General features: G+C 53.4%; 17 protein-coding genes and 1 tRNA gene. 7 read left to right on the forward strand and 11 right to left on the reverse strand.

The window, feature by feature from the left end; all coding sequences use genetic code 11:
* The first annotated feature begins 52 nt into the window (after positions 1-52).
* Entirely contained in the window at positions 53-544 is a 492-nt protein-coding gene (locus ACNQ6O_RS06450; protein WP_418052426.1) for a hypothetical protein, read from the forward strand.
* Between the two features lie 100 nt (positions 545-644).
* Positions 645-1247, forward strand: a complete 603-nt coding sequence (locus ACNQ6O_RS06455; RefSeq protein WP_418052427.1) for an outer membrane beta-barrel protein — start codon at positions 645-647, stop codon at positions 1245-1247.
* Between the two features lie 173 nt (positions 1248-1420).
* On the opposite strand, the gene rlmKL is transcribed toward ACNQ6O_RS06455, so the two are convergent.
* The gene (gene rlmKL, locus ACNQ6O_RS06460; RefSeq protein ID WP_418052428.1) at positions 1421-3601 is read right to left on the reverse strand and encodes a bifunctional 23S rRNA (guanine(2069)-N(7))-methyltransferase RlmK/23S rRNA (guanine(2445)-N(2))-methyltransferase RlmL; all 2181 of its coding nucleotides are present in this window, start codon (positions 3599-3601) and stop codon (positions 1421-1423) included.
* 319 nt (positions 3602-3920) lie between these two features.
* Here rlmKL and rmf point away from each other — a divergent pair, with 319 nt between their 5' ends.
* Positions 3921-4133 (forward strand): ribosome modulation factor, encoded by a 213-nt coding sequence (gene rmf, locus ACNQ6O_RS06465; RefSeq protein WP_323752890.1) that lies wholly within the window; start codon positions 3921-3923, stop codon positions 4131-4133.
* Between the two features lie 172 nt (positions 4134-4305).
* Here rmf and ACNQ6O_RS06470 read toward each other — a convergent pair whose 3' ends face one another.
* On the reverse strand, positions 4306-5331 hold the full coding sequence (locus ACNQ6O_RS06470) for a quinone-dependent dihydroorotate dehydrogenase (protein WP_418052429.1): 1026 nt from the start codon (positions 5329-5331) through the stop codon (positions 4306-4308).
* Between the two features lie 403 nt (positions 5332-5734).
* Here ACNQ6O_RS06470 and ACNQ6O_RS06475 point away from each other — a divergent pair, with 403 nt between their 5' ends.
* A complete protein-coding gene (locus tag ACNQ6O_RS06475; protein WP_418052430.1) occupies positions 5735-6895 on the forward strand; it encodes a cation diffusion facilitator family transporter in 1161 nt (386 codons plus the stop codon).
* Between the two features lie 14 nt (positions 6896-6909).
* Here ACNQ6O_RS06475 and ACNQ6O_RS06480 read toward each other — a convergent pair whose 3' ends face one another.
* On the reverse strand, positions 6910-8409 hold the full coding sequence (locus ACNQ6O_RS06480; protein ID WP_418052431.1) for a RimK family protein: 1500 nt from the start codon (positions 8407-8409) through the stop codon (positions 6910-6912).
* A gap of 200 nt (positions 8410-8609) precedes the next feature.
* Here ACNQ6O_RS06480 and rimI point away from each other — a divergent pair, with 200 nt between their 5' ends.
* The gene (gene rimI, locus ACNQ6O_RS06485; RefSeq protein WP_418052432.1) at positions 8610-9725 is read left to right on the forward strand and encodes a ribosomal protein S18-alanine N-acetyltransferase; all 1116 of its coding nucleotides are present in this window, start codon (positions 8610-8612) and stop codon (positions 9723-9725) included.
* Here the strand turns inward: rimI and uvrB are convergent, their stop codons facing one another.
* Entirely contained in the window at positions 9726-11783 is a 2058-nt protein-coding gene (uvrB, locus tag ACNQ6O_RS06490; protein ID WP_418052540.1) for an excinuclease ABC subunit UvrB, read from the reverse strand.
* Between the two features lie 189 nt (positions 11784-11972).
* Between uvrB and ACNQ6O_RS06495 the strand changes: the two genes are divergently transcribed.
* Positions 11973-13157: a pyridoxal phosphate-dependent aminotransferase gene (locus tag ACNQ6O_RS06495; protein ID WP_418052433.1), complete on the forward strand. Its 1185-nt coding sequence runs from the start codon at positions 11973-11975 to the stop codon at positions 13155-13157.
* A gap of 70 nt (positions 13158-13227) precedes the next feature.
* Positions 13228-13303, forward strand: a tRNA-Asn gene (locus ACNQ6O_RS06500).
* Between the two features lie 485 nt (positions 13304-13788).
* On the opposite strand, the gene pyrF is transcribed toward ACNQ6O_RS06500, so the two are convergent.
* From pyrF to ACNQ6O_RS06535, 7 genes are all read right to left on the reverse strand, one after another.
* The gene (gene pyrF / locus ACNQ6O_RS06505; RefSeq protein ID WP_418052434.1) at positions 13789-14499 is read right to left on the reverse strand and encodes an orotidine-5'-phosphate decarboxylase; all 711 of its coding nucleotides are present in this window, start codon (positions 14497-14499) and stop codon (positions 13789-13791) included.
* Between the two features lie 31 nt (positions 14500-14530).
* Positions 14531-15700, reverse strand: coding sequence for a lipopolysaccharide assembly protein LapB (gene lapB, locus ACNQ6O_RS06510; protein ID WP_418052435.1), 1170 nt, complete (start codon positions 15698-15700; stop codon positions 14531-14533).
* A complete protein-coding gene (locus ACNQ6O_RS06515; protein WP_418052436.1) occupies positions 15700-16002 on the reverse strand; it encodes a LapA family protein in 303 nt (100 codons plus the stop codon). Before ACNQ6O_RS06515 ends, lapB begins: the two co-directional genes overlap by 1 nt.
* A gap of 66 nt (positions 16003-16068) precedes the next feature.
* The gene (locus ACNQ6O_RS06520; RefSeq protein ID WP_114335658.1) at positions 16069-16365 is read right to left on the reverse strand and encodes an integration host factor subunit beta; all 297 of its coding nucleotides are present in this window, start codon (positions 16363-16365) and stop codon (positions 16069-16071) included.
* A 133-nt stretch (positions 16366-16498) separates the two neighbouring features.
* Positions 16499-18190 carry a 30S ribosomal protein S1 gene (rpsA, locus tag ACNQ6O_RS06525; RefSeq protein WP_114335659.1) on the reverse strand — a complete coding sequence of 564 codons (1692 nt, stop codon included), beginning with the start codon at positions 18188-18190 and terminating at the stop codon, positions 16499-16501.
* A 131-nt stretch (positions 18191-18321) separates the two neighbouring features.
* A complete protein-coding gene (gene cmk / locus ACNQ6O_RS06530; protein ID WP_418052437.1) occupies positions 18322-19002 on the reverse strand; it encodes a (d)CMP kinase in 681 nt (226 codons plus the stop codon).
* Positions 19002-21230, reverse strand: a complete 2229-nt coding sequence (locus tag ACNQ6O_RS06535) for a bifunctional prephenate dehydrogenase/3-phosphoshikimate 1-carboxyvinyltransferase (protein WP_418052438.1) — start codon at positions 21228-21230, stop codon at positions 19002-19004. The genes cmk and ACNQ6O_RS06535 overlap by 1 nt, the downstream gene beginning before the upstream one ends.
* Position 21231: the final 1 nt, after the last annotated feature.

Consider the following 21231-nt stretch of genomic DNA (forward strand, 5'->3'; position numbering starts at 1 on the left):
GGCTGGCGGTTTGTCCCTATTAGTAATCCAACGATTTAACCCGGAGTTCACTGTGTCGATACCCCGTTTTCTGGACATCGAATACTGCCAAACCGACGATGCACTATTTCCGACAGCCATTGCCTGGTCTTTGGAAGATGGGCAAATGAAGTCCGTGGTCATCGCTCCCGATGAAGCCTGGGTTCCCGATGGTGCAGATTTGGGCGATATCGATCTGTTCTACCTCGAGGAACAGGGTGTTCCCATTCTTGAGCTTGTTCGTGAACTTCACGAAGACCTCCCCGGCCAAACGATATACGTGGATGGCATGGATCCAGATGAGATCCTCGTTGATCTGATTTTCGAGGCCGTAAAGCAAGAAGCACCATTTGAAATTGCCCCTATCGCTGACCTGGTTACCGATTTGGACACCGGCACCTTGGAAGACCGGCGGCGCGAGCTGATGTTTGAAGAAGGGCTGGAACCGCAGCTTCCCGAAAACGGGGTATACGCCTTGTTGTTGATTGCTCGCGAGTCAGGGTTATTAGATGACTTGCTCAACTGAGCGCTAGAGACGAGGAAGTGTGACCGGTGTCTGCGTAACAAGGTGTTACACAAGGCAGAATCTGGCGTCAGTACCGTTACTGACAGGAAGCCAGATAATAATGAATAAGGTCGCAAGCCGTCTCCTCACCGCCAGCATGATGTCCTTATGCCTGTTACCTGTGGCGACGCAAGCTCAGGAAACACCCCGCTCAGACAAGCACTACGTCGGCCTACTGGCAACCACCATTGAGCATCGATCTATTGGGAAGTTTTCCAAAGAAGATGCTTGGAGCCAAGCAGGCACTCTAGTGATTGGCGGTCATCTGAACGACCTCATTCACGCCGAAGTCCGTTTAGGCGGCGGCTATAAAGATGCTGAAATCAACAGTGATTTGACCCTCGCCGTCGATTATTACGGCAGTTGGTACATGGGGCTGCACTACCCGGTCGGTGAGCTTGGCAACGTGTATGCTCAGGCTGGTTTTACCCATATCAGTGGCGAGGCCACGCTTAATAACCCAGACGAGCGTCGTAACCGAGAGTTTCAGGAGTTTGGCGAGGACTATCCGAGCAGCAGCTTCAGTTTCAGCTGGATAGCGGGTATCGATTTCGAGTTAATCGACAGTATGTATCTGGTGCTGGAAGGCGGGAAGCTGTTTGAAGATACCGATACCAGCGCAAATGCCTTTCAGTTTTCTTCGGGGATTCGTTACGAGTTCTAACTGGGCGCCTTGTTCGGTGCAGGTCAAGCGGGGCTAGAGTCCTTTTTCTGGAACCGCTACAAGCACATCCATGTGCGCTTCTCTCAGGCCATCCTTGGCCTTCGAAATTCCAGAAAAAGGACTCTAGCCCCGCTCGCCCCAAACTTAGGTTCGGGGCTTCAGGCTCTTACCGCTCAATCAAGCAACTTATGCTGAATATGCCAGCACTGGTGAATCTTCTGATTCCTCTGGAAATCCTTATCTAAGGTGCTCGCAGTCACCTCCTTCACATCAAACTCCGCGGCCAAATCTTCATCCAGCTTAAACTTCCGGAAATTGTTGGAGAAGATCAGCAAACCGTCAGTGGACAAGCGTTCCATGCACTGGCGAACCATCACTCCGTGATCCCGCTGAACGTCCAACACGCCGGCCATGCGGGCTGAGTTGGAGAAGGTTGGCGGGTCCATAAAGATCAGGTCGAAGGTTTGATTTGCCGTTCGCTTGTCCGCCAGCCATGCCAGGCAGTCAGCCTGCTCAACCACGTGCTTACGTGGGTCTGCGCCGTTGAGGGAAAGATTATCCATAGCCCAGTTTACGTAAGTTTTGGACATATCTAGGCTCAACGAGCGACTGGCACCGCCGACCGCGGCATGCACCGTTGCTGCGCCGGTGTAACAGAACAGGTTCAGGAACCGCTTACCTTGGGCATTCTGCTGAATCCAGTGGCGCACGGGGCGATGATCCAGGAACAAGCCGGTATCGAGGTAGTCTTTCAGGTTAACTTTCAGCGTGCAGCCATGCTCTTGTACCTTGAGGTATTCGCCGGTCGCCGCTTGCTTCTCATATTGCTTGGTACCGCTCTGTCGCTGGCGCTGCTTGCAGACCATGTCCTTGGGGTCGATATCCAGCACGTCCGGAATAATGGCCAACGCTTCTGCCAAACGTTCGCGGGCGGCTCTTTCGTCGATGGATTTCGGCGCCAGGTATTCCTGAACGTGCACCCTACCCTCATAGATATCGATAGCCAGCGCGTATTCCGGCATGTCGGCATCGTATAGGCGGTAGCAACCAATATTTTGCTTTCTGGCCCATTGCCCGATGGATTTCACGTTCTTCTTCAGACGGTTCCGAAGCATCTCTGCCCGTTCAGCGTTTACGATACGCGGGACCACTTGGCCAGCGGCAGCAGGGTCTCTTGGAGTCATTGCGTTTTCAGGACGAACTTCGAACAACAGCAATTGCGCCGGCAGTTTGCCGTTGAACAGGTTGTATTGCTTGAAGCTTCGAAGTCCGACGGATTTACCGAACTCTGGTGCGCCGGTAAACACGCCCAAACGCCATCCAGTCAGCTCGCGCAGCGAAACCTCACCTATGCTCTGGTAGAGCGCCGCAAGGACGTTTCGTTCGCTCAACCGCTCACCGTACGGGGGGTTCGTCAAAACCAGCCCCTGATCCGCCCAGCCGTCTTGACGGGCAAAATCGGCCAATGCACGCTCTTCTACAGTAACAATACCTTCAAGCCCTGCACGCTGGATGTTTCTTTGTGCAGTATCCAGCACACGGCGGTCCTGATCGAACCCTGCAAACACAGGCACTCTGCCCTGCTTACCCTCGTGTGCACGGCGCTCGGCTTCCTGGCGAATACTTAACCACAACTCTGGATTGTGGCCGGGCCACTTTTCAAATCCGAAGCGCTCCTGCCTGCGACCCGGTGCAATATCCAGAGCCATCAAAGCCGCTTCGATCAATAGCGTCCCCGAGCCACACATGGGATCAACAAAATCCCCACCCGCGGTGGCGATGTTTGGCCAACCGGCCCGCAATAAAACGGCCGCGGCCAGATTTTCCTTCAGCGGCGCCAAGCCCTGCTCTGTGCGGTAGCCTCGCATATGAAGGCTGTGACCGCTGAGATCAAGACCAACCGCCAAACGGCCGCGGTTCAGTCGAGCGGAGATGGTCACATCCGGATCTTTCTGGGCAACCGCCGGCCGTGGGGCGCCTGCACCCCGAATGCTGTCGACAATGCCATCTTTGACTTTCTGAGCGCCAAACTGAGTATTTCTAAGGGCTTCGTTTTGCCCCAAGAAATTCACCCGAAAACTGCCGCCTGCAGGAATGTGAGCCTGCCAATCCAACTTAACAATACCATCGTAAAGTTCGTCGGCACTGCGAGCATCCACTTCATCGATATGCAGGATCACCCGGTTCGCTAACCGGGACCACATACAGGCTCGATATCCGGCTTCCATTTCACCTTCAACCCAGACACCCGCCGGTGCATTTCGCACTAACGAGAGGCCAAAAGTCTCCAACTCATCACCCAGGAGATACTCTACGCCCTTAGGGCAGGTTACAAAAAAGACATACTTGGACAAAATCAACTCCTGGTTTTCTAGATAAAGCTGGTAAGCCGCTGGATTCGCAGCGAAAGCCAAAATGGGCTGTCATCATTATTTCATAAATCTATAAAAAAGCTTTCACATAGACGAAATCGTTAGTGTACTTCTCGTCAAGGTTCGTCTTACCTTGTACTTGACGCGTCGTTCTGGAAGCAACAATTAAAGCTTCCATTAACAGGATCCTGACTGCTCTGACCGGAGCTGGCAATAGTGGGTTGTCCCGGATGGGCTCCACAAGCCATGGTCACTGCAGATGTGTACACGCTTGTTCTGTTAATCCATAGTGAGGAACGGCATGAAAAGACAGAAAAGAGACGTTTACGCTCGTGCATTCAAGCGGGGATACCTCGCTGGCGTGTCCGGAAAATCCAAAGACAGCTGCCCAATAGATCAACCAGAAGCGCGCCAAGAATGGTTGAACGGGTGGCGAGAAGGCCGCACAGATAACTGGGAGGGCATGACCGGCGTTTCCGGCATCCACAAGTTAGCCAACGTAACTGCAACATAATCGCGGTGTTGGCCTATCTCAGTTAGTTTGATTTGTTTTTTCAATCACTTTAACTCGACAATTTGACGCAGTATTCCGAGCAACCGAAACGGGGCCACCCGCCCCGTACCATGCGAAGAAGCGCCACGGGGTTCATTCCCCGCAAAGGGCCCGCTAAGCGGGCCCTACCATTTTATGCCTTCCGCTCTTTTCGAACTGCCTCTACCGCCTCACCAATCAGCTTCGGGCCTTTATAAATAAAGCCGGTGTAGATTTGCACCAACTTAGCACCTGCCCGAATTTTTTCTGCTGCGCTCTCTGCATCCGTAATGCCGCCAACACCAATGATTGGTATGCGATCACCTAACTCGGCATACAACCCGGCAATAACCCGCACTGACGACTCCCGCACGGGCGCTCCACTCAAACCACCAGCCTCCTGCTCGTGCTGATGCCCCTTAACGGCCTCTCGACTGATGGTCGTATTCGTTGCAATCACGCCATCCAACCCGGCCTCTAGGAGCGCTGCAGCAACAAAGCGCACACCTTCATCATCCATATCCGGCGCAATTTTCACCGCTATCGGCACGTAACGCCCCTGCGCTTGGTGGCAACGTGTTTGCTCATCTTTGATCGCATGCAGCAACTGCTTTAACGAATCACCAAACTGTAGGTCCCGTAGGCCCGGCGTATTGGGCGACGAAACATTCACGGTGATGTAATCGGCGTAGCCATAAACCGCCGCAATGCCTTTACGATAATCCGACTCGGATTGCTCGTTGGGCGTATCTTTGTTCTTGCCAACGTTGATGCCGAGAATTCCCTTATAGCGCCGATTCTCGACGTTGCCGATCAAATGCTCGAGCCCTTCGTTGTTGAAACCCATTCGGTTAATAATGGCTTCATGCTCCGGCAACCGGAACATCCGCGGCTTCGGGTTGCCTGGCTGGGCCAGAGGCGTAACCGTCCCCACTTCGATGAACCCGAACCCTAATGCACCTAACGCGTCCAAATGATCTGCATTTTTGTCCAACCCCGCAGCAAGCCCCACCGGATTCGGAAATTCCAAGCCCATAACATTCACAGGGCAAGCATCGGGGAGGCGAGTAAACACGTTGAGCATGCCCATCTTTTTAGCAACGTCTAAGCTCTTTAGCGCAACATGGTGTGCCTGCTCTGGCGGTAACCGGAATAACAAATTTCTAAGAACGGGGTACATCAGAAAACTCCTTGCAAGAGGTGGCGGGAGTATACCGGAAGTTTTCCACACCATCTTCCTGAACCGACAAATGTCGCCAAAAGCCGCATGCTGTCGAGGCTTCCGAGGCTTTTCCACGGAATCTGTGGATAACTCTGTTGATAAGCGCGGGGCAAACGTTTCTAAGCCTTGATTACTGCGCCAGCCTACAGATTGATCATTTTTTGATCAGCTTTTTATTCTTTTAATTTCATGCACTTACAAAGATTGAAATAAGAATTGACGAAAACCGTAACACAATGGTAGCTAGCGATTAACATTTCAAAATGTGCATAAAGCGGTCGCTCATTCTTGATTTTGCAAGCCCTTTTTTAGTTTTTTGGGGCTATACTGGCGCCACAGCAACACATAAGAGCCAGCCCGAATGGAAAGCACGCCTAGCAGTCAGCCAATCCCCGAACGCGACCTTGAAACCGAGAGGCACGCTGCCTCCAAAGTCACCATCATTGGCATGCTCCTTGATACGTTTCTCGGTTTGATAAAAGTGGTGGGCGGCACCTTATTCCATTCCCATGCACTGGTGGTAGACGGGATCCACTCATTTACCGACGTAGCCTCCGACTGGGTCGTACTGGCTGTGATGCGCCTATCCCGAAAAGGTCCGGATGATGACCACCCGTATGGCCATCAAAGAATTGAAACACTTGGTACGCTTTTATTAGGCAGCATTCTAATTGCCGTGGGTGCTGCACTGGCGTGGGAAAACATACTTCGCTTATTCGAAGGCGACGAACTTCTCATCCCCGAGTGGCCCGTGCTGGTTGCTGCAGCCATATCCGTGCTGAGTAAAGAATGGATTTTCCGTTACACCCGATACGTGGGTCTCAAAATCCGCTCAGACCTCATTGTCGCCAACGCGTGGCACAGCCGCACGGACGCATTTTCATCCGTCGTCGTCCTGCTATCAACCGTCGGCGCGATGCTTGGGGTGGTCTGGCTGGATACCGTCGCTGCGGTGGCCGTTGCGGTCATCATCGTTCACATCGGATGGAAGTTCACTTGGGACAGCGTCAAAGAACTGATCGACACGGGCTTATCAAAGGAAGATACCGAGAAGCTGCGCGCCATTGCTCTCACTACGCCTGGCGTTCGAAACGTGCATGAGCTTCGAAGCCGGCGCATGGGCCAAGACATTCTGCTGGATATCGATTTGGTGGTGCGCCCGGAAATCAGCGTCTCTGAAGGCCATCAAATCGGCCTCAAGGTGGTTACCGGGATGCGCGAGGCCCTCGACAACATTCAAGACATCAACTTTCATATTGATGCGGAGAACGATGAGTTAATCCCATCACTTAATGAGCCGGGACTCCCTTCCCGGGAAGAAATTCACGCTCAGATCGCACAAGCTTTAGGGGAATTACCCCCACATAGCAGACTAGGATTGCACTATTTGGAAAATCGCGTGCACCTTGAGATCTTTCTGCACGAGGATCACCCTGCACCGGAGCTCACCACCAATCGGGTTCAAGAGGCGCTGGTAGATGCTGCTTGGCTGGGCAGCGTCCGGATTTGGATTGCAGCCTAATCCGGACAACGAGATTACCGGCGGCGATTCGCTTCCATGCGGGAAAGGAACTCCTGCATGACCAAGGTATAGAGCTCTCCCCCCAGAAATTTATCCTCAACACCTGAGTCAATGCTTGGGTTGTCGTTCACTTCGATCACAGCAACCCGGTTACCGGCCTGCTTGATATCGACACCGTAGAGCCCATTCCCGATAAGGCGAGTGGAATTAAGCGCCGCCTGAATCACATTTCTGGGCACTTCATAGGTCGGCATGGTTTCAAAACCACCGCTTTCTACCGATGCGCCGCCATGCTGATAGATTTGCCAGTGCCCTTTCACCATCATGTATTTGCAAGCATATATAGCACGACCACCCAGAACACCTATCCGCCAATCGTACTCAGTGTAAAAATACTCCTGAGCGAGCACCAGAGCAGACTGCTTGAACAAGTCTTTCAAGCCGCCTCTTAACTCTGTTTCATCCTTCGCTTTGGCTACCCCAAGTGAAAAAGCACCATCCGGAATTTTGATCACGACCGGAAAGCCCAAATCGTTAACCACTTGCTCAACGGCATCTTTCTGATCTTTGGAAAGAATCAGCGTCTTTGGTGTCGGTACCTTGTTATTTTTCAGTAAGTCGGCCAGAAATACTTTATTCGTGCAGCGCAGAATAGAGACCGGATCATCAATCACCACCAAGCCTTCGGCCTCTGCCTTACGAGCGAAACGATAGGTGTGATGATCAATCGCCGTGGTTTCCCGAATAAACAAACCATCGTATTCCGGTAACCGCATGTAGTCCCGACGAGTGATTCGCTCAACGTTAATACCCAACTTACGCCCAGCACGCTCGAATCGCTTAAGCGCTGCTTCATCACTTGGCGGCATTTCCTCATCCGGATTCACCAGCATGGCAAGGTCAAACCGATAGCGACGGCGCGTTTTGGGTTTGCGCCAAACCATACTGCTAAAGCGATCGAAGGCTTCGGCAAACAGGTCCTGCTCACGTTCATTCAAGTCTGCCGGACACGCCGGCTTCATGGATTCAATTTGCCACTGCTTTCGGTGGCGGAAAACCACCTCGAGGATCGGGCAAGGAAAGCGCTCAAACAGGGCGCGTGCCACTGGCTTCAGGTCAGCATGTTCAGCTTGACCAAAGTGAGTTCGAATCCGGACTTCATGGGTAGCGGCCCGTTCGTCTGTGGACGGATCGATCTCCTGAGCCTCGTTTTCCAGCCACTGAACTACGCTCGAGTCCAATTCCTCCAACTCAAGAGAAAACAAGCCCTTCCGACTGAGATCATTCAACGTCATCACCGAGGGCACAACATGGTGGCCTCGTGCTTCCGCCAACAATGAGCAGTAGTAGCCCCGGCTCAGGTATTTGGCGCTCTGGCAAAGATTAATAACCCGCACCCGGCTGTTAGCAGGAGCCGTAAATTTCAGGTACTGGTCAAAGGTGAGTACGTCTTCGCTAGGGTAATACGGCGCCCAATCTTTCGCACGATCCACAACGATTAACAAACGGGACATAAAAGGCATTCCTCCCTGAAGGTTCAGCCGGATAATTGGCGCAACAATACGCCGCTGCAGGGCACGCCACAATCAACCGTTGATGAGTGCTTTTACGCATGCTTGCGCGCTACCGGAAGCCCCCTGTCTCTACCATAATAGCTGCAGAGGAAGTGCACGCCAGCTTCCTCGCCTTTTCTGTGCTCCGGGGTTCAATCACTATGCAAGATGTACTGCTACGACAAGCTGTCGCTGACGACCTGAAAAGCCTCGTCGAGCTTGAAAACCGGTGCTTTACTGACGACCGAATTTCCCGCCGGAGCTTTCGCCGCTTTCTGGAAGTACCCAGAGACCGACTGATCGTTGCTGAGCTAGGCGAAGAACTGGTGGGCTACTGTTTGGTTCTCATGAGTGCAGCGACTCGCCTGGCCAGAATCTACTCCATTGCGGTATCCCCCACTGTGCGTGGGAAAGGCGTGGGCGAAAAACTGATTAAAGAGGCGGAGAAAGAAGCCGCCGAGGCCGACCGCATCATCATGCGACTCGAAGTACGAGAAGATAACAACGGAGCCATCAACCTTTATCGGCGCCTGGGCTATCGCCAGTTCGGTACCTACCGGGACTACTACGAGGACCAGGGCACCGCGCTGCGGTTTGAGCGGCGGATCCTGTATTACGAACCTTCGCGGGAGTTTCTGCCGGTGCCCTACTACCCGCAGACCACTGAATTCACCTGTGGCCCATCGGCCTTGATTATGGCCTTATCCGCATTGGATGAACGGCAACCCCTAACCACGCTCGAAGAGCTGAAAATTTGGCGCGAAGCCACCACTATTTTCATGCTCGCCGGTCACGGCGGGTGCGGGCCTCACGGCCTCGCGCTTTCTGCTTGGAATCGAGGTTTTGACGCCAGTGCCTGGATCAGCCAAGAAGGCGTACTGTTTAAAGATACCGTACGTAATGACGACAAAAAGCGGGTATTGGAACTGGTACATGAGGGCTTTCTACATGACATCGGCAAAACCGGGATTCAGATTCACCACGACCCGCTGACTCTGGAAGCAATGGAGACAGCTCTCCACAACGGCCAGATTCCGGTCATTCTCATCAGTACGTGGCAACTGAACCGCAGCCGTGTGCCCCACTGGGTCACCGTGTGCGCGATCGATGACGATTTCGTTTACCTGCACGATCCGGAGATCGATGCCGAGGAAGGCGAAACCGTAGCCGACAAGCAGTATTTGCCCATCGACAAACGGGTCTTCAGCAAGATGTCGAGCTATGGCCGAAATCAACCACTGCAAGCAGCGGTGATTGTCGGCCCCCGGCGACCATGATCAAGCGTTTCTGATCGCCGCTTCCTTAAGCTCGGAAATCCGATCACGCAAACGGGCAGCGGCTTCAAAATCCAGATCGGCAGCCGCTTTGTACATCTCATCTTCCAGCCCAGCCACTTCTTTAAGCAGATCCTGCGAAGAACGCTTGCTTGCCGCAACGAGGTAGTCTTCCGACTCTTCCGCGGCTTTCTGGCCAGGCCGCTCCGCCTTGCGGCGACCACGGCCTCCGCCCGGAGCCCCCTCCATGATGTCTGCGATTTTTTTATTCAGGCCTGTCGGTGTGATGCCATGCTCTTCGTTATGAGCCTGCTGCTTGGCTCTACGGCGCTCGGTTTCATCCAGAGCTCGCTGCATGGAGCCGGTTATCCGGTCACCGTAAAGAATCGCTTTACCGTTCACGTTACGAGCAGCTCGCCCTATGGTCTGAATCAGCGACCGCTCGCTGCGCAGGAAGCCTTCTTTGTCAGCATCCAGAATGGCGACCAAAGAGACCTCTGGCATATCCAAGCCTTCCCGCAACAGGTTAATGCCGACCAACACATCAAACTCGCCTCGGCGCAGATCACGAATGATTTCCACCCGCTCAACCGTATCGATATCCGAGTGCAGGTAGCGTACCCGGATATCGTGCTCCATCAGGAAATCGGTTAAGTCTTCCGCCATGCGCTTGGTTAACGTAGTAACCAATACCCGTTCCTTAACCGATACCCGAGCATGGATCTCGGATAGCAGGTCATCCACCTGCGTGGACGCAGGCCGAACCTCAATCAAAGGGTCGAGCAAGCCTGTCGGCCGAACCACCTGCTCCACCACTTGCCCCGCGTGCTCTGCCTCGTAATTACCGGGCGTTGCAGAGACAAAAATCATCTGCGGCGCAATTCGCTCCCACTCTTCAAAACGCATGGGGCGGTTATCCAGTGCGGACGGCAGCCGGAAGCCATACTCGACCAAAGTTTCTTTCCGCGAACGGTCGCCCTTATACATGGCCCCGATTTGCGAAATCGTCACGTGGGATTCATCCACCACCAGCAAAGCATTGGGCGGCAGATAATCAAACAAAGTGGGGGGCGGCGCACCCGGATCTCGACCAGACAGATAGCGTGAATAGTTTTCAATGCCGTTGCAGTACCCCAGCTCCAACATCATCTCGATGTCGTAACGGGTCCGCTCTTCCAACCGCTGCGCCTCCACCAAACGATGGTTATCGCGCAACTGTTTCAGCCGCTCATCCAGCTCCACTTTGATGTTCTCAACCGCATCCAGCACTTTCTGGCGCGGGGTAACATAGTGGGATTTGGGGTAGATGGTTACCCGAGGTACTCGGCGCAGAACTTCGCCAGTGAGAGGGTCAAAATAACTTAACTGTTCCACCTCATCGTCAAACAGCTCAATCCGAATGGCCTCACGCTCGGATTCCGCGGGGAACACATCAATCACATCACCCCGAACCCGATAGTTGGCCCGGTGGAACTCAACATCGTTACGGGTGTACTGAAGCTCTGCCAACCGACGCAAGATGTCACGCTGCTCCACCGGATCACCACGATCCAGATGCAGCATCATCTTCATGTAGGATTGCGGATCACCCAGGCCGTAGATCGACGACACAGAGGCTACGATAATCGCATCCGGGCGTTCTAAAAGAGCCTTGGTTGCCGACAAGCGCATCTGCTCAATGTGTTCGTTAATGGAGGCGTCTTTTTCGATAAACGTATCGGAAGACGGCACATAAGCTTCCGGCTGGTAGTAATCGTAGTAGGACACAAAATACTCCACCGCGTTGTCCGGAAAGAACTCTTTGAATTCACCGTACAACTGGGCCGCCAGTGTTTTGTTGTGAGCCATAACAATCGTCGGCCGCTGGATCTCTTGGATCACGTTAGCGATGGTAAATGTCTTACCGGAACCGGTCACGCCCAGCAGAGTCTGATGCGCTAAGCCTGAGTGTATACCGTCTACCAGCCCGGCAATCGCTGCGGGTTGGTCCCCAGCCGGCTGATAGGCAGACTCAACACGAAAGGCACCCTCTTTGGTAGCACTAGGTGATTTACTGACCATAACTGGCAAAGAACCTCCAATCATCAATAGCAACCATCACGGCTACTACTTACAAGAAATTTAGCGATACCGCTGCTTCATGATACCATCAGCCCGATCGACGGCCGTGTAAAATTCAGCTGGGAAGTATACCCCCTGAGCTATCACGCCGGTCGCAGCCCATAAGACGCAGCTTTAAGGAGCTCAAGTTTGGACCTTCAACTTTCCAGCCGTGTACAGGCCATCAAGCCTTCCCCGACCCTCGCAGTTACCAACAAAGCAGCTGAACTTCGCGCTGCTGGCCAAGACATTATTGGCTTAGGTGCTGGCGAGCCGGACTTCGATACCCCAGAGCACATCAAACAGGCCGCTATTGAAGCCATCACCAACGGTCAAACCAAGTACACCGCCGTTGATGGTACGCCTGCTCTGAAAAAAGCGATCATTGCGAAGTTCAAACGTGACAACGGCCTGGAATACGAAGCCAATCAAATTTTGGTATCCAGTGGCGGCAAGCAAAGCTTTTTCAACCTGGCTCTGGCCACACTGAACCCGGGCGACGAAGCCATTATCCCCGCTCCATACTGGGTATCTTACCCGGACATGGTTCTGGTTGCAGAAGGCAAGCCGGTGATCATTGAAACAAGCGTGGATACCCGCTTCAAGATCACTCCGGAGCAGCTCGAAAATGCGATCACTGATCGCACTCGTCTGTTCGTGATCAACAGCCCGTCCAACCCGAGTGGCATGGCCTACTCGATGGAAGAGCTGAAGGCTATCGGTGAAGTGCTGAAAAAGCACCCGAACATCATGATCGCCACTGACGACATGTACGAGCCGATCCTTTGGACTGGCAAGCCGTTCTGCAACATCGTGAACGCATGCCCAGAGCTTTATGACCGCACCTTCGTACTGAACGGCGTATCCAAGGCCTACTCCATGACGGGCTGGCGTATTGGTTATGCTGCGGGTCCGGCGAAGATCATCGGTGCCATGAAGAAGATCCAGTCCCAGAGCACCTCGAACCCCTGCTCCATCTCTCAGGCTGCCGCTACCGCCGCGCTTGACGGCGATCAGGCTTGCGTAGGCGAGATGGTTAAGTCGTTCAAGCAGCGCCACGACTGGCTGGTTGACGCACTGAACAAGTTGCCGGGCGTTGAGTGCCCTTACGGCGACGGCACCTTCTACGTGTTCCCAAGCTTCCAGGGCGCGATTGATGCAACTGATGGCGTAAACACTGACGTTGAGTTCGCTGAGAAACTGCTGAGCGAAGCGGGTGTTGCGTTGGTTCCTGGCTCTGCTTTCGGTAGCCCGGGCCACATGCGGTTGAGCTTTGCCACCAGCATGGACAACCTCGAGAAGGCAGTTGAGCGTTTGGAAAAAGCTCTTGGCTAATTTTTTTAGTTAAGGGGTTGACGAGGCGGTATGGCCACACTAATATACGCGCCTCGTCACATGACGATGTTCCCCGATAGCTCAGTTGGTAGAGCAACGGACTGTTAATCCGTTTGTCGCTGGTTCGAGCCCAGCTCGGGGAGCCACTATTTCGAAAGCCCGCTAGTTCTATGAATTAGCGGGCTTTTTTGCGGGCGTTTGTTTTACCTTACATGTCGGGAGCCGGTGTTTGGCCCCAGCCTGTCTGCTTGGGTGCAAGGACAGTGCGGGAAGCCCTTTCCAAAAACCGCTACAAGCACATCCATGTGCGCTTCTCTCCGGCCATCCATGGCCTACGAAATTTTTTGAAAGGGCTTCCCACACTGCCGACCAAACAACGCAAATATACGCAATTCAGAACACGCTTCGGCGCTGTACTCACTGACAGACACCACTCTAGCCGACTATTGCTACGCAATTTGATCTAGGGCTGCGGGAGCTGGCTCCCAAAAATGTGCGGAGCCATGCCATGGATGGCGGAGCAGAAGCGTCACATGGACGTGCCGAAGGAGCGGTTTTTGGGAGCCAGCTCCCGCAGCCCTACCCGCAATTCAAGCAGGCCAGGGCCGGAAACCAGCCTCAGCACACAAGTTTAAACAGCAGCAACCTCAGCATGAATAGCCTCCAACGCCGCCAGAGGATCAGCAGCCTTGGTAATAGGACGACCAATGACTAGGTAGTCAGAACCCGCTTTAAGGGCATCCGTGGGAGTCATAATGCGCTGCTGATCGCCTTTGTCAGCGGACAGAGGGCGAATGCCCGGGGTAATGAGCTGGAAGTCAGCACCCTGCTCAGCTTTTAGGAGCGGAGCCTCCTGCGCAGAGCATACGACACCATCCAGACCACAGTTTTTGGTTAAGGCGGCCAAACGAGAGACATGCACCTCTGGCGAATCGGTGATACCGATACCCGCCAAATCTTCTCCCGACATACTGGTCAGAACCGTAACCGCGATCAGCAACGGCTTATAGGCACCAAACGGTTCCAAACGCTCACGGCAGGCGACCATCATCTTTTCACCACCAGAAGCATGGACGTTTACCATCCACACACCAAGGTCCGCAGCAGCAGCAACTGCCGAGGAGGTTGTGTTCGGGATGTCGTGGAATTTCAGATCCAGAAACACGTCAAAGCCCCTACCCTGCAGCGCTTTAACCAACTGCGGACCGGAGCGGGTAAACAGCTCTTTACCCACCTTCAGCCGGCACTTTGTGGGGTCCAGCTGATCGGCTAACGCCAACGCTGGATCCTGAGAGGGAAAGTCTAAAGCAACAATGATTTTAGGGTCGTTTGGGTTTTGCACGTTCGATTTTCCCAGTCAGTAAATTAAAACGTTATTCAGCTTCCACACCTTGAATCGGCCGCACAGTTTCCCATTGCTTACAGCTTGGGCACAGCCAGTGCAATTGCTGGCCATCAAAGCCACAATTCACACAACGATAGATTGGGCGATTTGCGAGAATCAGATGACCGATACGGCTTACCAAGCGCCCTTCATCGGTCGTCATGCCTTTCTCATAACCGGCCAGCTCAACCAGTCGCAGTAGCCCGCGCACTGAAGGCCTCACCTCCAATTCCTGCCGCAACAGATCAATCGCTGCCAGACGACTGGAGGAGCGCTCCACAGATTCTACCAAGGCAAGCAACAAACTGGTGCTAGGATGTTGCTCATAGAGCTTTTTCAGCTTTTTAAATAAGCGCCCTACATCACCGTGATCGCGCTCAAGCTGCATGAGCCGATCGACAGCCTCGGGGCCGAATTCGGGATTTTGCTGGAACACCTTTAAGCCCTGCTTGCCGGCCTCCCGGAAATTTCCTTGGCGAATGTGGAGCTTCATTAGCAATAAAGTCGCACGCACACAGGAGGGGTCGTACTCTAGAGCTTCTCGAAACAGCTTCTTGGCGGTCCAGCGATCGTCCTCTTTGAGCGCCAAGTCCGCAAGCTCACAAGTAATATAGGCAAGAGTCTTGAACATAACCGGATCGGAATCCGTTCGCGTGAGCGTTTTCGCCACTTGGCCAGCCTTTTCCCACTCCTTCTCTTGCTGATACAGTTCGATAAGTTCTCTTGAAGCCCGGCGACCGTAATCGCGATCACCCATTAATTCCTGAAAAAGCGCCTCAGCCCGATCCAACAAGCCTGCACTCAGATAATCCATCGCCAATTCAAGTGTTACTTTGGGCGTGTAACGAGCAGGCAATTCAGGACGGGCGAGCAGGTTTTGGTGAATCAGAGTTGCGCGGTCAGTCTCCCCTTTATTGCGGAAGTGACTACCAATCGATAAGTGGAGGCTGACCGTATCTTTGTTAACCGGCAAAGATTGCACAAAGTTTTCGACGGCCTGATCAGAATAGTTGGTAAACAGAAATTGGAGACGGTCTTTGACGGAGTCTACGTCGGAGATGGTTTTACGCGAACGGCGATAAGAACTTCCGTACCGCCCCACTAGCCAGCCAACAGCAACAGCTACCGTGAGAAGTAGCCAGTTGAACACTAGTTCCATTAAAGTGCCTGGTCGTTATCAGCCCTGGATTTCTCTAGCGCTTGCTCTGCTCGCTCAAGCCGCTTTTTGAGGTTTCGCCGGGATACCGATGAGCGGAAAGACCCGATCAACATCAGCAGAACACCTACCAGCGCACCCAGCACAAAAGACATGATAATCCAGACGGCGACGCCATGGGGCTGAGTTTCGAACAGGAGGAAGTTAAGAGATACCGCCATCTGATTATTCAACGAGAACACCAGAGCAACGACTATCAGAATAATAACTAAAACAATTAAGAGAATCTTCTGCAGTGTTGCCATCTCGTATAGGCTCCAGGCGGGTAAATTTCCGATCTCATGATACTCTGAGACTCACTTAAAGCAGGATTAGAACCCTTTTTTCAAGCTATCGTTAACCTGCTCGCGCAGCTCTTTCCCCGGTTTAAAATGCGGCACATACTTCGCCGGCAGCTGCACAGCTTCGCCGGTTTTGGGGTTTCGGCCAACACGCGCTTCGCGGTGATGCAAAGAAAAGCTACCAAACCCTCTAATCTCAATACGCTGACCATCCGCCAACGCCTGAGACATATGCTCAATGATGGTCTTAACAGCCAGCTCGACATCCTTTACCGAGAGCTGTGTCTGCTTTGATGCTACCAGTTCTACCAGTTCGGACTTCGTCATGAGGCACTTCCCTCTGTCATTATTATTCCGCACCTAAATGCTGGATTCCAATGACTCTAGTTTAGCCAAACCAGAAAAAAACACAAAAAAAACGGGCTCTTAGAGCCCGTTTTTTTCACTACCAACCAGACTATTAGTCTTTATTGGCGTTTTGCTGCTGCATCTGTTCCTTGATCAGGTCACCGATGGTGGTGGCGCCTGAGGTTTCTGCAGTCTTACTACGTACGTTATCAAGAGCCTGCTTGTCGTCTTCTACGTCTTTAGACTTAACAGACAGGTTGATTACGCGGTTCTTGCGATCGATGCTAATGATCTTCGCTTCAACTTCTTCGCCTTCCTTCAGAACGTTGCGCGCGTCTTCAACGCGGTCACGGCTGATTTCAGAGGCTTTCAGTACCGCTTCAACTTCTTCGTTCAGGGCAATAGTGGCGCCTTTGGCGTCAACTGCAGAAACAGTACCCTTAACGATGGAGCCCTTGTCGTTCAGCTGAACGAACTCGGCGAACGGATCGCTTTCCAGCTGCTTGATACCGAGGGAGATACGCTCACGCTCTGGATCAACAGACAGGATAACGGTTTCAACTTCGTCGCCCTTCTTGTATTCACGAACGGCTTCTTCACCAGTCTCGTTCCAGCTGATGTCAGACAGGTGAACCAGACCGTCGATGCCGCCATCCAGACCGATGAAGATACCGAAGTCAGTGATTGACTTGATCTTACCGGAGATGCGATCGCCCTTGTTGAAGTTGCCAGAGAAGTCTTCCCATGGGTTAGACACACACTGCTTGATACCCAGAGAAATACGACGACGCTCTTCGTCGATATCCAGGATCATAACTTCAACTTCGTCACCTACCTGAACAACCTTAGACGGGTGGATGTTCTTGTTGGTCCAATCCATTTCGGATACGTGTACCAGACCTTCAACACCTTCTTCCAGCTCAGCAAAGCAGCCGTAATCAGTCAGGTTAGTTACACGAGCAGTTACCCGAGCGCTCTCAGGGTAACGACCTTTGATATCTACCCAAGGATCTTCGCCCAGCTGCTTCAGACCCAGAGAAACGCGGTTGCGCTCACGGTCGAACTTCAGGACTTTAACATTGATTTCGTCGCCCACATTCACAATTTCGCTTGGGTGCTTGATGCGCTTCCAAGCCATATCAGTGATGTGCAGCAGGCCGTCAACACCGCCCAGATCTACGAATGCGCCGTAGTCGGTCAGGTTCTTGACGATACCTTTGATTTCCAGACCTTCGGTCAGAGTTTCCAGCAGAGCTTCACGCTGCTCGCTGTTTTCAGCTTCCAGAACGGCGCGGCGAGAAACAACCACGTTGTTACGCTTCTGGTCCAGCTTGATAACCTTAAACTCGAGTTCTTTGTTTTCCAGGTGCGCAGTGTCGCGAACCGGCCGAACGTCTACCAGAGAACCCGGCAAGAAGGCACGGATACCAGCCAGATCAACAGTGAAACCACCCTTAACCTTGCCGTTAATAATACCTTTAACCACTTCTTCAGCTTCGAAGGACTTCTCAAGAACCTTCCAAGCTTCGGCACGCTTCGCTTTCTCACGAGACAGACGAGTTTCACCGAAACCGTCTTCAACTGCGTCGAGAGCTACGTCGACTACGTCGCCGATTTGTACTTCCAACTCGCCTTTTTCGTTGAGGAACTGGGAGGCGGGGATAACGCCTTCGGACTTCAGTCCAGCGTTAACGGTGACCCAGTCGCTATCAACATCAACTACGGTTCCCTGAACAATGGAACCTGGCTGCATGTCGATTTCTTTTAAACTTTCTTCGAATAAATCCGCAAAGCTCTCGCTCATTATGTGCCCTATATGATCAACGCAAGTATGCTCCGTGCCGCCAGCAACACGGTCTGTTAACGATTCCCGGATTCAGCCTGCGGCTGGCAAAATTTTGCTGACTCCGGCATTCCAACGACAAAAAGGTGTAGTCAGGCCTGACCTGCTGCGGCCATACACCTGTCTAACACCTCTTCTATACTCAAACCTGTAGAATCAATGACTTGCGCATCATCCGCAGGCTTAAGAGGGGCCGCAGACCGGTTCATATCCCGATCGTCACGCACCCGAATCTCGTCTAAAACGGCATCAATGGTAACATCGACCCCAGCTTCCTTCAACTGATTATAGCGGCGCCGTGCGCGCTCTTCGGCACTCGCTGTAAGGAATATTTTCACCGGCGCATCGGGGAAAACCACCGTACCCATATCCCGCCCGTCAGCCACCACGCCGGGAGCTTTCTGGAAATCTCTTTGGCGCTGCAGGAGAGCGTCCCGAACCGGTTGCATCACGGCGACTTTGGATGCGTTGTTACCGCATGTCTCGGTACGGATGTCGGAAGTGACTTCCTCCCCGGCCAAAAGCACACGCACCGGCTGGCCAACATCACCCGGCTCGAACTCTACATCCAGAGTCGCGGCGACTTTAACCAAGCCCGACTCATCATCCAGCGGCACGCCCTGGCGCGTTGCAGCCAGGGCGGTCAGGCGATACAAGGCGCCACTGTCTAGCAAGTGCCACCCAAGTTTGCGGGCCAACATCTGGGTAATCGTGCCTTTACCCGCACCGCCAGGGCCGTCAACTGTAATAACCGGGGCCTTGCTATCCGCCATTAAGAACCACCTTCTGTTCTGATATTGAAACCTGTCTGTTTTGCCAACTCGACAAAGTCCGGGAACGATGTCGTAACGTTCGAACAATCATTAATCGTAATCGGACCGGTTGCTCGCAAAGACGCAACGGCGAAAGACATCGAAATCCGGTGATCTTCGTGACTCTCAACCGTACCGGAGCCAATCGTCTGACCGCCCTCGATGATGATGCCATCCGGGGTCACGGTTGTTTCAACACCGAGCTCAGACAGACCATCCGCCATCACCTGAATCCGGTCACTCTCTTTTACTCGCAACTCTTCCGCACCACGAAGCACCGTGCGGCCTTTGGCGCAGGTCGCGGCGATAAACAGAACCGGGAATTCATCAATTGCCAGCGGCACCTGATCTTCCGGAATATCAATACCGTGCAACTCTGCAGAACGCACTCGCAGATCGGCCACCGGCTCGCCGCCAATGACACGCTCGTTCAACACCTCAATGTTAGCGCCCATCTGCCTCAGGATATTGATAACACCTACCCGAGTCGGGTTCATGCCCACATGGCGCAGCATCAAATCAGAGTCCGGAGCAATGGAGGCCGCAACCAGGAAAAACGCCGCAGATGAAATATCAGCGGGTACATCGATAACGCCAGCTTCGAGCTTGCCGCCACCGGTTACTTTGGCCGTTGCACCGTCCCGCTGCACATCATAGCCAAAACCTTGCAGCATACGTTCGGTGTGGTCACGAGTAGGCGCAGGTTCGGTAACCGACGTTGAACCATTCGCGTATAGGCCAGCCAACAACAGACAGGATTTAACCTGTGCACTCGCCACTGGCATGTCGTAATGGATACCCGTCAGAGACTGCCCACCTTTAATCTTCAGCGGTGGACGACCACCTTCCGCCGTCTCAATCACGGCCCCCATGGCACGCAGGGGATCAGCAACCCGCCCCATAGGGCGCTTTGACAAGCTGGTGTCACCAGAAAGTTCGGAATCGAACGGCTGAGCTGCCAGCAACCCGGCAAACAAACGCATGCCCGTGCCAGAGTTACCCAAATACAGCGGGCCACGTGGGGCCTGCAAGCCATGCAGCCCCACACCGTGAATCCGGACCAATCCGTTTTCCGGACCTTCGATGGTTACACCCATGTCGCGGAAGGCCTGCAGGGTGGCAAGACTGTCTTCACCCTCTAGAAAGCCTTTCACCTCAGTGATGCCTTCAGCTAACGCGCCCAACATGATGGAACGATGGGAAATGGATTTATCACCGGGTACCCGGATGTCGCCGCGGACAGAACCACCCGGCTGCATATGAAAGATAACTTGCTGATCACTGTTGTTAGTCACGTACGCCTGCCCTGAAAGCATCTTCGTAAAATGTTCGCGCGCCGCCTTGGCACGACTGAAAACCCGGAGCAACGTCGCTCCATCACCATCGGCAATGGCGCCCCGGAGTTCGCCCAAATCGTGGGTAAAGTGGTCAATCACGCGCAGTACTGCGTCGCGGTTTGACAGAAAAATGTCATGCCACATCACGGGATCACTGGCTGCAATTCGAGTGAAATCCCTGAAGCCTCCGGCAGCGTACCGGAAGATATCCAGATTCTCATCCTCACCCGCCAACGTATCAACCAGCGAGAAGGCTATGAGGTGTGGCAAATGACTGGTCGCGGCAAGCACTTCATCGTGGTACGCGACCGACATGGTCAGCACTGTCGCTCCGGCACCTTCCCACAAAGCTCTCAAGCGCGCCAAGCTCGCACCGTCGGCATTATCAGCCGGGGTAAGAATCACTTTATGATGAGCAAAAAGATCGGGATTAGCCGCTCTAATGCCGCTCTTTTCCGAGCCCGCAATGGGGTGGCCTGGGATCACGTTCGGCGGAATCTCACCAAACACAGCCTCCACATCGGAAGCAAAACTGGTTTTGGTGCTGCCCACATCTGACAGCACTGCATCACGACCCAGCCAAGGCTTGATTTGTTTCAGCACGGTACGGGTTGCCCGAACGGGCACCGCCAGAACGACTAAGTCACTGCCCTCAACCGCCGCTTCAAGACTTGGCGCGGCGTGGTCAATCACACCGAGTTCAACGCCCAACTCAAGCTCATCGGCGCGCTGATCAAAGCCTACAACAGAGCCCGCCAGCTTGTGCTTGCGAATAGCACTAGCGAGCGAACCACCGATCAGGCCAAGACCAATAATCGCAACCCGTTTAAACGAATGCGCGTTATCAGCCACC

The sequence above is a fragment of the Marinobacter sp. SBS5 genome, assembly GCF_048285575.1.
In the GTDB taxonomy this organism is placed as follows: Bacteria; Pseudomonadota; Gammaproteobacteria; order Pseudomonadales; family Oleiphilaceae; genus Marinobacter.